General features: G+C 72.4%; 12 protein-coding genes. 8 read left to right on the top strand and 4 right to left on the bottom strand.

What is annotated here, in order from left to right; all coding sequences use genetic code 11:
* Positions 1-169: 169 nt before the first annotated feature.
* On the bottom strand, positions 170-685 hold the full coding sequence (locus tag ACZ4FV_RS44030; protein WP_395865359.1) for an NUDIX hydrolase: 516 nt from the start codon (positions 683-685) through the stop codon (positions 170-172).
* A gap of 409 nt (positions 686-1,094) precedes the next feature.
* Here ACZ4FV_RS44030 and ACZ4FV_RS44035 point away from each other — a divergent pair, with 409 nt between their 5' ends.
* Positions 1,095-1,304: a hypothetical protein gene (locus ACZ4FV_RS44035; protein WP_395865361.1), complete on the top strand. Its 210-nt coding sequence runs from the start codon at positions 1,095-1,097 to the stop codon at positions 1,302-1,304.
* A gap of 325 nt (positions 1,305-1,629) precedes the next feature.
* On the top strand, positions 1,630-2,622 hold the full coding sequence (locus tag ACZ4FV_RS44040; protein WP_465326451.1) for an asparaginase: 993 nt from the start codon (positions 1,630-1,632) through the stop codon (positions 2,620-2,622).
* A 168-nt stretch (positions 2,623-2,790) separates the two neighbouring features.
* On the opposite strand, the gene ACZ4FV_RS44045 is transcribed toward ACZ4FV_RS44040, so the two are convergent.
* Together ACZ4FV_RS44045 and ACZ4FV_RS44050 are read right to left on the bottom strand one after the other, a co-directional pair.
* Positions 2,791-3,303, bottom strand: coding sequence for a DUF6228 family protein (locus tag ACZ4FV_RS44045; protein ID WP_395865365.1), 513 nt, complete (start codon positions 3,301-3,303; stop codon positions 2,791-2,793).
* Positions 3,304-3,443: 140 nt separating this feature from the next.
* The gene (locus ACZ4FV_RS44050) at positions 3,444-5,129 is read right to left on the bottom strand and encodes an ABC-F family ATP-binding cassette domain-containing protein (protein ID WP_395865367.1); all 1,686 of its coding nucleotides are present in this window, start codon (positions 5,127-5,129) and stop codon (positions 3,444-3,446) included.
* A gap of 344 nt (positions 5,130-5,473) precedes the next feature.
* Here ACZ4FV_RS44050 and ACZ4FV_RS44055 point away from each other — a divergent pair, with 344 nt between their 5' ends.
* The 3 genes from ACZ4FV_RS44055 to ACZ4FV_RS44065 all read left to right on the top strand — a co-directional run bounded on the left by ACZ4FV_RS44055 (position 5,474) and on the right by ACZ4FV_RS44065 (position 8,644).
* Entirely contained in the window at positions 5,474-6,685 is a 1,212-nt protein-coding gene (locus ACZ4FV_RS44055; RefSeq protein ID WP_395865369.1) for an LLM class flavin-dependent oxidoreductase, read from the top strand.
* Positions 6,682-7,524 (top strand): SDR family NAD(P)-dependent oxidoreductase, encoded by an 843-nt coding sequence (locus ACZ4FV_RS44060; protein ID WP_465326455.1) that lies wholly within the window; start codon positions 6,682-6,684, stop codon positions 7,522-7,524. Before ACZ4FV_RS44055 ends, ACZ4FV_RS44060 begins: the two co-directional genes overlap by 4 nt.
* Before the next feature lie 520 nt (positions 7,525-8,044).
* A complete protein-coding gene (locus ACZ4FV_RS44065; protein ID WP_402232107.1) occupies positions 8,045-8,644 on the top strand; it encodes a hypothetical protein in 600 nt (199 codons plus the stop codon).
* 309 nt (positions 8,645-8,953) lie between these two features.
* On the opposite strand, the gene ACZ4FV_RS44070 is transcribed toward ACZ4FV_RS44065, so the two are convergent.
* On the bottom strand, positions 8,954-9,751 hold the full coding sequence (locus tag ACZ4FV_RS44070; protein WP_395865375.1) for a histidine phosphatase family protein: 798 nt from the start codon (positions 9,749-9,751) through the stop codon (positions 8,954-8,956).
* A 213-nt stretch (positions 9,752-9,964) separates the two neighbouring features.
* Between ACZ4FV_RS44070 and ACZ4FV_RS44075 the strand changes: the two genes are divergently transcribed.
* From ACZ4FV_RS44075 to ACZ4FV_RS44085, 3 genes are all read left to right on the top strand, one after another.
* Entirely contained in the window at positions 9,965-10,834 is an 870-nt protein-coding gene (locus ACZ4FV_RS44075; RefSeq protein WP_402232109.1) for an ATP-grasp domain-containing protein, read from the top strand.
* A 172-nt stretch (positions 10,835-11,006) separates the two neighbouring features.
* On the top strand, positions 11,007-11,387 hold the full coding sequence (locus ACZ4FV_RS44080; protein ID WP_402232111.1) for a hypothetical protein: 381 nt from the start codon (positions 11,007-11,009) through the stop codon (positions 11,385-11,387).
* Positions 11,388-11,531: 144 nt separating this feature from the next.
* A complete protein-coding gene (locus tag ACZ4FV_RS44085; RefSeq protein ID WP_402232113.1) occupies positions 11,532-12,359 on the top strand; it encodes an apurinic/apyrimidinic endonuclease family protein in 828 nt (275 codons plus the stop codon).
* Positions 12,360-12,561 lie beyond the last annotated feature (202 nt).

A 12,561-nucleotide genomic window follows, 5' to 3' on the forward strand; every position in this document is an offset into this window, starting at 1 on the left:
CGCGAGGCCGGGGGTCGGGGGTTGGGGCACCGGGGGCCGATGGGATCCATGGGGCCGATGGGCCGCGGTGATCGCAGCGGTCGGGCGGGTGCGCGCCGCGGCGCGGAGGTCTCGCGTGCTCGGCGTCGATGCGCTCGGCGTCGAGGGTGTGCGCCGCGGCGCGGGGGTCTCACCCGTACAGCGTGGCGTGCAGCGGCAGCCAGGCCGCGCCCGCGCAGCGGACGGCCACCTCGGCCGGGTCGACCCACTCGGCCGCGTCGCACTCGGAGTCGGGGTCCGGGTGGGTCGGCGCGCCCGGATCCGGCAGGCGCACGGTGTAGAAGGCCTGGAACGCCCGAGTCGGATAGCGGTATTCGGCCGGCGGCGTGGCCAGGAGGGTGATCCGCTGGCCGCCGAGCAGGGTGAGCCGGTCGGCGTTCAGCCGCAGCCCCGCCTCCTCCGCGAGTTCGCGCGCCGCCGCGCGCTCCGGGGTCTCCCCCGGATCCAGGTGCCCGCCGGGCACCTCCCAGCCCCGGCCCGGCCGGGCCACCCGGGTCAGCAGCGTGCGCCCGAGGCCGTCCAGCGCGAAGACGAACGCGGTGGTCACGGTGTAACCCTCGGGCAGGTCGGCACAGCGCAGGATATCCATCCGGTGCGTGGTGGGGATCCAGGGCACGGTCAGCGATTCGAGCACGGTTGACGCCATGGGGCCATCCTTGCGGGCCGATCGGCGATCACACCGGTCGGGTCGACGCCGGCGCACGACGTGCCGGCCCGTCCCCGTCGCCCGATGAGGTGCGATGGCACACGCGGGTCTGGATCGAAGGCGCGATCGGGTTCTACGATCGGCTCGGCGCCGCCGGCCGCGAAAAGCTTCGCCACACGCTTCCCATGGGCCCCACGAACAGGGCACCTTAGGGTGTGCCACAGGTCGTCTTGGCCTACCTTAGACCGCCTTACCTCGCCTTAGGTCCGCCGGCCGCGGCTTAGGTATGGGATCGGGTCCGGGTGCCCGAATAGATGCGGCATCCGCCTCATGCCCGGACCCCCACTGGGGCGCGAAGCTGTTACCACGAGCCGGGGAGACCGGGTCGAAGTAACAGAAGGTGGACACAGTGATCGAGTACGAGCTGTACAAGAGCCGTCAGCAGGAGCTTCTCGCCGGTGCCGCCAACGACCGCATGGTCATGGCAGCCCTGCGCACCCGCCGCGCCGCGGCCAAGGCCCGTCGCGCCGAGCGGCGGCTGGAGCACGAGGTGGTGCAGAGCGCCGCCGCGACCGAGTCGGTACGCATGCGTCGGAACCTGCAGCTCCTCGCCCGGTGAGGACGGCGGTGACCCCCGACAGGCGGTCCGAACCGGCCGGGCGATGTAACCACCGGCCGCACGAACCGCGACAGTGCGAAGAGGCGACACCGAAACACCCCAGGCGACCCCGAGTGGACCTTGTCCCTCGGGGTCGCTGCACGTTCGGGTCCGCCGGCCCCGCCACACGTGGCACCCGACGAAACGTGTCGCCCGGCGATCACGCGCTCGATGGCGGACCGCTACCTTGGCGGCGTTCGCCGCACCACCGAACGCGATGACCCACCGAAGCCACGATCCACCGCATCAACGACCCACCGAATCCATGAATGGGGAGACTCGGCCGATGAGCGTCGCGTTGTTCACCCTCGGCGGCACGATCGCGATGGCCGGGGCCGTCGGCTCGGGCGCCGGCACCGTCGTGGCCCGTCTCGACGGCGCGCAACTGACCGCCGCCGTGCCTGCCCTGGCGGACCTGGGTGTGCCGCTCGACGTGCGGGACGTACAGGCCGTGCCCAGTGGGAATCTGACGTTCACGCAGGTTCTCGACGTGGTCGCCGCCGCGTCGCGCGCCGTCGCCGAGGGCGCGCTCGGCGTCGTGGTCACCCAGGGCACGGACACGCTCGAGGAGACCGCCTACCTCGTCGACCTGGTCTGGCCGCACCCGGAGCCGTTCGTCCTCACCGGCGCGATGCGCAATCCGACGCTGGCCGGCCCCGACGGCCCCGCGAACCTGCTCGCCTCGGCCCGGGTGGCGGTCGCCGCATCGGCCCGCGGCCTGGGCGCGTTGGTGGTCCTCGGCGACGAGATCCACGCCGCGCGCCGGGTCCGCAAGACGCACAGTACGAGTACCGCCACGTTCCGCTCGCCCGACACCGGACCGCTGGGACACGTGATCGAGGGCACCGTACGGATCCTCAGCACGCCGCCGCGGCACGAGCCGCTGCCGATCCCGGAACCCGCCGCGCTCACCGCGGCCAAAGTGGCGCTGTACACGGTCACCCTCGACGACGACGGCGCGCTGCTCGTCGACCTCCCGGCCGACCAACGCGGCCTGGTGGTCGCCGCGTTCGGTGTCGGCCACGTCCCGGCCTCGCTCGCGCCCGTACTCGGCGCGCTGGCCGAACGCATTCCCGTCGTGCTGACCTCGCGCACCGGCGCCGGTTCCGTGTTGCGGCACACGTACGGTGCGATCGGCTCGGAGACCGACCTGCAACGCCGCGGCCTGATCAACGCGGGCCTGCTCGACCCGTACAAGGCTCGGGTGTTGCTGCGCCTGCTCCTCGCGTCGGGCGCGGATCGCGCCGCCGTGGTCGCGGGGTTCGCCGCCCACGGCTGAGTGTCGCCGCCCCCGTCCGCGGCGCCGGTCCGGTCCCGCCCGCCCACAGCCGCGGATCGACCCACCCGTCCAACGCCTGGGCCCACGCGTCCCGTTGCTCGCCCGACCGGCTCTCCCCCTCGATACGCCGCCGGCCGAGCCGGGTCGCCCGCGTGCGGATCGCGCCCGTCAGCCGTCGGCGGCGGACAGGAAGTGCCGGACGTCCGCCGCCAGCGCCGCCAACTGCTCCCCCGCCTCCAGCACGGTGGTCACGGACGCCGCCCACCCGCACGCGCCTATGCGCCGCGGTCGCAACTCCCAGGTCAGCGCGATCCGCCCGCCGGACCGGAAGACCGCCGTGACGGTGAGATCGCGATCGTCGGTGTGCCAGCGGCGCTCACCGTCCCAACCACCGAAGTCGCGGGCGAGGTCGGTCAGGAAGCCGTCTATCTCGGTTGCCTCGCCGGTCCAGCCGACCACGCGGTCCAACCGGGCGGCCATCCCGGGCGCGTGGATCTCGACCGTGTAGTGCACGAGCCGCGACGCGGTGTAGTGCGCGACGACCTCGTCGTCCGGACTGACCGCGCCCCGAAGGCGAATCCCGGTGTTCGGATCGTCGTTGCACCGCACGATCACGTCGTTCGGGCCGGACGATTCGGTCGGCTCGTTCGATTCGTTCGCCGCGTCGAAGTGGGGATGCATCCGCCGAACCGTAGGGCAGAGCACCCGTCGGCGTCATTCCGGTTACGAGTACTCGCGTGCGACCGCCCGAAGACCGGCACCGCGCGGCCGATTGGACGCCGGGTGACCCGAGGACTTCGGGCCCACCCGGGTGGGCCCGCTCAGCCGCGAACGCGCTCGACGCGGCCCTCGTCCCATACCGGGCCGTCCGTCTCGCGGACCCGGCCGTCCTGGCCGAAGACCATGAAGCGGTCGAAGGACGCCGCGAACCAGCGGTCGTGGGTGACCGCCAGCACGGTGCCGTCGAATGCCTCCAGGGCGTCCTGGAGCGCCTCGGCCGAGACCAGGTCGAGGTTGTCCGTCGGCTCGTCGAGCAGCAGCAGATTGGCGCCGGAGAGTTCGAGCAACAACACCTGGAACCGGGCCTGTTGGCCGCCCGAGAGGGTGTCGAAGGGCTGCTCGGCGCCGTAGGCCAACTCGTATCGGTCCAGAACCTTCGCGGCCCCCTCGCGGCCCAACCCGCTGCGGTGCTCGTCGCCCCGGCCCAGGATGTCGACCAGGGTCTTGCCCGCGAACTCGGGGTGGTCGTGCGTCTGCGCGAACCACCCGGGCCGTACCCGCGCGCCCAGCCGAGCCCGGCCGGTGTGCGCCACCGGCGCGATCACCGTGTCGCCGACCGGCTCGTGCTCGGCCTCGGGATCGGTGCCGCCGGCCGCGAGCAGGCGCAGGAAATGCGACTTGCCCGAGCCGTTCGAGCCGAGCACCGCGACCCGGTCGCCGTACCAGACCTCGGTGTCGAACGGCTGCATCAGGCCGGTGAGTTCGAGCCCCTCGGCGATCACCGCGCGTTTGCCGGTGCGGGAGCCGCGCAGCCGCATCTTGACGTCCTGTTCGCGCGGGATGTTCTGCGGCGGGCCGGCCTCCTCGAACTTGCGCAGCCGGGTCCGGGCGGCCTGCAACCGGGAGGCGAGGCCGTCGTTGTAGGCCGCCTTGTTCTTGTACATCAGGACCAACGCCTTGAGCTTGGCGTGTTCCTCGTCCCAGCGGCGGCCCAACTCCTCGAACCGCTCGAAGCGGGCGCGCCGTGCCTCGTGGTAGGTGGAGAACGAACCACCGTGGATCCACACGGTGTTGCCCGCCGCGCCGAGTTCGATCGTGACGATCCGGTCGGCGGCCCGAGCGAGCAGTTCGCGGTCGTGCGAGACCAACAGGACCGACTTCTGGGTCTCGCGCAGGGACTGTTCGAGCCAGCGCTTGCCGGGGACGTCGAGGTAGTTGTCCGGCTCGTCGAGGATCAGCACCTCGTCCGGACCACGCAACAGGGCCTCCAGCGCGAGCCGCTTCTGCTCGCCGCCGGAGAGCGTTCGCACCTCGCGCCACTTGGCGCCGTCGTAGGTGGTGCCCAGCGCCGCCTGACAACACTGGTCCCACGCGGGCTCGATGTCGTAGCCGCCCGCGTCGCCGAACTCGGCCAGCGCGGTGGCGTAGCGCATCTGGTGCTTCTCGTCGTCGTTCTCCATCAGCGCCAGCTCGGCCTCGTCGACCGCGCGCATCGCGTCCCGGATCCGCGGCGGGGCGAGCGAGACGAGCAGGTCACGCACGGTGGACGCGTCCCGGATCCGGCCGACGAACTGCGGCATGATGCCGAGCCCGCCGGTACGGGCGACCGCGCCGGTATCCGGTTTCAGCTCGCCCGTGATGATCCGCAGCAGTGTGGTCTTGCCGGCGCCGTTCGCGCCGATCAACGCGACGGTGGTGCCGTCGCCGACCCGGAAGGAGACCTCGTCCAGCAGGACACGCCCGTCGGGAAGGGTGAAGCCGACGGTGTTGACATCGATGTAGCCCATGGCGTGCGCGCGTCCTTCGTCCTGCGTTCGTCGGTGGTGGGTCCGAGGCTGCGTTCGGTGGTGGGTCCCACGGTCACTCCGAGGATGACACCCCTTCCTACCCGCTCGACCCCACCCGAGCCAACGCATTTCACCCTCCCGGGCCCTCCCGGGCCCTCCCGGGTCCGCCGAGACGGCACGCGACGATCACCGAAGGCGCACGCGCCATCACCCGACGGTTGCGACGAGTCCCCGTCGACCGGGAACGCGGCGGGAATCCTTTCGCATAGTGCGTCTCTTGCTTCGCGCATCGCGAGCTGGAACGGTGACGGCTCATCAGTTTCGGGGTTATCCAAGGAGTCGCGGTGGCGCACACGGAACCGCAGCAGATCGCCGGGCAGGTCGCCCGGGGCGAACGCAGTCCGCTCGAGTTCGGGGTGTTCCTGGCCCCCTTCCATCAAGCCGGGCGCAACCCGACCCTGATGCTGGAACAGGACCTGGCCCTGATCGAGCACCTGGACCGACTCGGCTACGCGGAGGCGTGGATCGGCGAGCATCACTCGGGCGGCTGGGAGATCGTCGCCTCGCCCGAACTGTTCATCGCGAGTGCCGCCGCGCGGACCCGGCACATCCGGTTCGGCACGGGTGTCGTCTCACTGCCGTACCACCACCCGTTGCACGTCGCGGATCGCATGGTGCTGCTCGACCACCTCACCCGAGGCCGGGTCATGCTCGGCGTCGGCCCCGGCCAACTCGCCTCCGACGCCCACATGTTGGGCATCGACACGGCGCGCCAGCGGGCCATGATGGAAGAGTCGCTGGAGGCGATCGTCGCCCTGCTGGCCGGTCGCGAGCCGGTGACCCGGGAGAGCGACTGGTTCACGCTGCGCGACGCCCGGTTGCAACTGCGGCCGTACACACACCCGTCGTTCGAGCTGGCGGTCGCCGCCACGTTCTCGCCCGCCGGCCCGCGCACGGCCGGACGGTTCGGCGCGGGCATGCTCTCGATCGCCGCGAGCCAGGAGGGCGGCTTCGACGCGCTCGGCACCCACTGGGGCATCGCGAACGAGGTCGCGCAGCGGTACGGACAGAGCATGGATCGGTCCAAGTGGCGACTGATGGGCATGATGCACATCGCCGAGACCGAGGAGCAGGCGCGCCGCGAGGTCGCCTACGGCCTCGAAGGCATCCAGAACTACCAGGCCAAGGTGCTGCCGATCCCGCTGGACACCGCGACGCCCCTCGCCGAGCGGATCGAACACGGCAACGCCACCGGGTCGTTCATCTGCGGCACGCCCGAGATGGCGATCCGTCAGATCGAGCGGTTGTGGCAGAAGTCCGGTGGCTTCGGCACCTACCTGTTCATGGGCGCCGACTTCGCGGACCCCGAGGCGACGAAGCGCTCCTACGAGTTGATCGCGCGCGAGGTGATCCCGTACTTCACCGGCGCCGCGTACGCCCCGCTCGCGTCCCAGGACTGGCAGGTGGGCCTCTCCGAGACCTGGCGCGACCGGACCGCGCAGGCGGTCGGCGGTGCGTTGAAGGACTACGAGAACACGAAGGGGAGCACGGCGTGAGCGAGCGGATCGAGGAAAGCGCGGCGGATCGGGGTATCGGGGTGGGGCGCGTCGCCGACAAGGTCGCACTGGTGACCGGGGCGGCGGCGGGCATCGGCCTGGCCGTCGCACGACGCTTCGCGGCCGAGGGCGCGTACGTGGTCGCGGGCGACATCGACGCGACCGGACTCGCGGCGCTGGCCGAGGAGTTGGGCCCGGAGCGGTGCGCCACCCGGCTGTGCGACGTGACCGTCGAGGACGACGTGGCCGCGCTGGTACAGGTCGCCATGGACGGCTTCGGCGGCCTGGACATCGCGGTGGCCAACGCGGGCGGCGGGACGGCGGCGGAATTGGCCGACCACGACTACGCGGCCTGGCGCCGCATCGTCGACCTGTGCCTGAACGGCGCGTTCCTGACCGTCAAGCACGCGGGCCGCGCGATGCGCGCCCGGGACGGCGGGGCCGGCTCGATCATCACCTTGGCCTCGCTCAACGCCGTCCAGCCCGGTCGGGGCATGGGCGCGTACTGCGCGGCCAAGGCCGGCGTGGTCGCGTTGACCGAGGTCGCCGCCCTCGAACTGGGACCGGCCGGCATCCGCGTCAACGCCGTGGCCCCGGGCCTGATCCGCACCCGGGCCACCGCCGGCATGTGGCATGTCCCGGGCGTGGTCGAGGAGTACGTCGAGAACGCCCCACTGGGCCGTTTCGCGGAACCCGAAGAGGTGGCCGCCGTGGTGCTGTTCCTCGCCTCCGATGAGGCGTCCTTCGTCTCGGGCAGCGTGTACGGAGTCGACGGCGGCGCCCGAACCCGACGCTATCCGGACTTGATCGGAGCCCTGGAGCGGTTGTCGAACGGATGACGCCGGCCGACGAGTGACGCCGGGCGGAGCGGGTGACGCCGGGCGCCCGCGGGACCGGCTCGGCCGCGGGTCGCCGTAGCGGTGACTGCGCCCGATCGGGTCGGTTCCGACGGGCGCGCCGGATCGGTGATCAAGCGGCTGATCAGGGCCGAAAAGGGGCGCGGGGGTTCCTCTTCCGGTTACTGACGATGCGTCATGTTTCTGATCGGTAATGGCGCTATCGCCTCCGAACGGTCGTGTCCGCGATCGGTTGGCAGCCTGCTACGGCCGGGTTCGACCTCTTCGATCCGAGACGGTTTTCCGGCCCCGGAGACGGGAAACCAAAGGGCACCGAACGGGACGGGAGGGGACCTGACACCCCCGGATGCGCGACGGCGCACCCCCCACCCCGTGGGTATCAAGGCGCCGGCGGTCGGGCCCACTCCCCCGTGCCCGACCGCCGGCCGCCGCCCCCAACCCGTCGCGACCGGCAAGCCGTCCACCGTGTCGGTCGGCCCTGCCTGCCGGCAGGATCGGGGTCGTGACCGGACGTCGAGCCTTCGAATCGCACCACCGGTGGATCAAGGGGTCGGTGATCCCCCTTGCGTGCGCTGCCGGATTCTGCGCGGCAGCCTTTCTGCCCGGGACCCCTCTCCCCTTGGCGATCTTCTGCTGGGTCTTCTTCGGCGGCCTCCCACTGCTCGCCGCCGCCGCGAATTTCGCGACACGCAACACCGCGGTTTTTCGGGCCGATATCCAGGGCATCACGTTCGCCCGGCCGCCGCTTCACCGACACGGAACGCCCCGACGAATCCCGTGGCGCAACGTCGAGTACGTGGTCCTGTGGAACCCCTCGGCGTCGAGTCGCCTGGTCACGATCGGCGCCGCCGTCACACGCGGGGGCAAGAGCGACGTCTTCCCCGCATGGATGCGCCGATGGCGTCTCGTCCCCGGCGTTCCCACCATCCATGTCATGACCTCGTGGCAGGGGGCCGGCCCCGAGGATCGGGCGGGCCTGGCCGCCGCCTTCGCCCGTCTCGCGCCGGACACGCCTCTCCTCGACCTGTGCATCGATCCCGTGCCGCCGATGGAGCGCTTCCGCAAGCGGCTCCCGTGGGCCCGGCCGCGCCACTCGAACTGAACCCGGCGGCCCGTCGGAACCCTGGGGGCACGACGAGCCGATCAGCACCAGTACCCGAGGAGCCATCAGGGCCGCCGCCGCACCCTGTGCGACCCGGCAGCCGACCGATTGCGGCGCGTCCGCGGCGAGCCCGCAACCGGCCGACGCGATCGTGAACGACGCCACGCCGATCACGACGCACGCGACGGGACGGTGGCGGCGCCGACGACCAGCACGCCGCTCACCCCGATGCAATCGATCAAGATCGCGCCGTGCGGGCGCATTTCGGCCGTCCGGTTGCCCGAACCCGCTCCGCGCCGCCGCCCGCGCTCAATGCACGTCGATACCGCGCAGATGCCGCGTGTCGTTGTAGCGGATCGCGCGCGGACGCCCGTCGCGGACGCGCCAGCGCGAGATCGAGGCGTTGCCCACGGGATCGGTCCGCACCAGGCGATCGACGTCGGTCTCGGTGAGGCCCTCCAGGATGTAACGCAGCATCAGCACGGTCGCGTCGTGGCCGACGATCAGGACGTGCGCGCCCGGCGCCTCGTGCCGCAGGTCGGCCAGCAGCGTGCGCAGCCGCAGCGCCACGTCGGCGAGCGATTCGCCGCCGGGCGGGCGGTAGTACAGGTCGCCGACGCGGCGCCGACGCTCGGCCTCGTCCGGGTAGAGCTTCTCGATCGCGGCGGCCGTCCGCAGTTCCAGCACGCCCATCTCGCGGTCGCGCAGCCGTTCGTCGCGGCGCGGCGGGGGTAGCAACAGGCCCACCCGGGCGGCCTCGCGGGCGATGATGCGCATCGTCGAGCGGGCCCGGCGGTACGGCGAGACCAGCACCACGTCCGGCGTCTCGCCCTTGAGCGCGAGCCGACGCCCGACCGCGGCGGCCTGATCCTCGCCACGCGCGGTGAGCGAGATGTCGGCGTCGCGACCGGTCATCGCCGCGGCGAATTCGCCGAACTCCGCGTCCTCTTCCGATCCCCGACCGGCCCGGAAGGACCCGCCGGGGGCGTCGCCCGCGCCGGCGGCGGCAGCGGCGGTGGCCATGGCCGCGTTGGCGGTGCTCTCGCCGTGCCGCACGGCAACGATCTCGGCCGGCCCGAAGGGCGCGTTGTCCAACGTGCTGCCCACGGTGCCCCCAAGCTTCGTTCCCTCTCATGGTTCTCACCCCCGGGACCGGGCCGAAACGCGCCACCGGGCCACACCCCACATCCTCCGGCCGGTCGGCTCCGAACCCGGCCGCGCGAGGCGACGGGTCCGCACCGACCATCCGGTCGGCCCATCACACGAGACACGGCCGGACTTGTGTGATCATCCATCCGTGTGTCCGGATAATCTGACCGCATGATCGAACCTCGCGTCGCCCTCGTCACCTGCGCCGAGCTGCCCGACCTCGACCCGGACGATCGCCTGCTCGTCGAACCGCTGGCCGCTCGCGGTATCCGCGCCGAGGCCGCCGTGTGGAACGACCCGACGGTGGACTGGGCCGCGTACGACCTGGTGATCCTGCGCTCGGTCTGGGACTACCCGGCGCACCGCAAGGAGTTCGTCGAGTGGGCCGCGGGCGTGCCGCGCCTGGCCAACCCGGCGGTCGTGGTGGCCTGGAACACCGACAAGACCTACCTGCGCGACCTGACCAAGGCGGCCCTGCCCGTCGTCGAGACGATGTGGCTCGAGCCCGACTCCACCGTCACGCTGCCCACGTCCGGCGTGCACGTGGTCAAGCCCGCGGTCGGCGCCGGATCCATGGACACCGAGCGCTACGACCTGGCCGTCCCCGAGGAACGCGCGCTCGCCGCCGGGCACGCCACCAGCCTGCTCGCGGCCGGCCGGACCGTGATGGTGCAGCCGTACCTGGCGGCCGTCGACACGGTCGGCGAGTCCGCGCTCGTCTACTTCGACGGCGTCTTCAGCCACGCCGTCCGCAAGGGCCCGATGCTCGACGGCACCGCCGAAGAGGTCGACGGCCTGTACAAGTCCGAGCGGATCGACGCCCGCGAACCATCCGCCGCCGAACTCGCGGTCGCGGCCCGGGTGCTGACCGAGATCCCGGTCGGCCCACTGCTGTACGCGCGCGTCGACCTGATTCCCGACGCCGACGGCACGCCCACCCTGCTGGAACTGGAGCTGACCGAACCGTCGCTGTTCCTCGCCCACTCCGAGGGCGCCGCCGAGCGCTTCGCCGACACGATCGTCGCCGCGCTGCACCCGTAACCGGCGCCGCACCCGGGCCTTCGGCCCACCGCCGGCCGGGCACCCGTCGCGCGGGGCCCGACCACCCCGGTCGGGCCTCGCACGCACTCGGGCGGCCGGAAATCGCGTCGCCGCGCGAGTGCCGGCCGCGTACCGTGACAGCCGCGCATCCCACCGAAAGGCGAGCGACGTCATGACCGGCCGGAATCCGCAGGACCGCAAGCGCCTGAGCTACCTCAAGGACCGACGCAACGGTTACGGCGAGAACGACAAGAGCTCGCGCCGGAACATCCGTCGGAACAAGCGCGCGGTGCACAGCGCCAATCGCCGCCGCGAGCACCTGGTCCTCACCGCGCTGACCGGCGTCCGGGACGGCACCGGGGCCGACGCCGTCGAGGAAGGCCTGTTCGCGAAGCGCCCCAAGTCGTGGCGCAAGGCTCCCGACGAGCCGCTGGCCGAGGCGCTCATCCGCGGCTTCGAACGCCGCGTCCGCATGGGCATCGAGGACGGCACCACCGCCGACCGCCGCATCCACCACATCCGACGCCGCCTCGCCCGCCCCACCGCCGACTGACCGACACCGCGGCGATCGCGACAAGCGGCCCGACACCGCGAGTCGTCCCCCCGCTTCGTCGCGCCCCTCCCCTGGCCCGATCCGGCTCGGCCGGACGGCGGTATCCGATCTGTACGGCCTCCCGGTCCGGGAGACGATGGACCGATGAAGCACGACATTTCCCTCGAGTGGGACGGCGATCCCGCGGCCGAGGACCGGCGGGCCACGGAGGTGTACGCCTCGGTCGGCCTCCCGGCACCGGCACCGGCGGGCACCGACGCCGGCCCCGACGCCGGTGGGTCCGGTGATCGCATCGGCACCGTCGGCGCGCGCCGCGCCGGCCGACTGCTCGGCTGGGTGAGCATCTACGGCGACGGCGAGTCCGGCGTCGCCGCCCAGGGTGAGCGAGCCGACCGGCTCGCCCGCCGGCTGGTCCGGGGGTCCTATGCCGGGAATCCTCCCGCGACCGCCGAGGAACGCGCCGCGTTCGTGTCGATGTACCGGCGCGCCGCCGAACAGGCCCGCGCGGTCGGCGCCCGGGTGTTGCACTGGAGCGGTACCGACACCGGGCCGGAGGGCGACGCGGCCCGGGCGCTCGCGGCCCGGGTCACCGGGGAGATCGCCCGGATCTGGACGGTCGACCCACACGGCTGGTGGCCTCCGGGCGGGCTACCCGCGATCCGCGTACGCGCCCTGCCGCCGCCCCGCGTGGGCCTGATCGGCGAGGGCGCCGAACTCACCGTCGACATCGCGGACGGCCGGGCGTACCTCAACGCGGGCGAGGCGATCACCGCCCCCGGCGTCGCGGCCGACATCCTCGGGGCCGTGGTCGCCGAACTGGTCGACTCGCTCCGCCGCGAGCACCCGGACGTACACGAGCTCGCCGTGTTCGAATTCGACGGCGACACCGAAGGCGCCGTCCGCCAAGCCCTCCCGCTCGCCGGCCTGCGCATCGAACACCGCGTCCTCGACTTCGAACTCCCCCTCGCCTGAACCTCGAAGCCCCGCCCCGCCCCCGGCTCCACATCCCGCAGGCGTGAACCCCCCCGCCGCGGTCCCCGAATCCGGCGCCCCCACGTCGACGGGCCGCCGCGCCGAAACACGACGTGACGCGGCGGATCGAACCACATCGATCCGCCGCGTCACGAGAACACCCTCCCGCCTCCCGGCCCCCACCCGAACCCACACCCAACCG

The organism is Embleya sp. NPDC025285, from assembly GCF_055558835.1.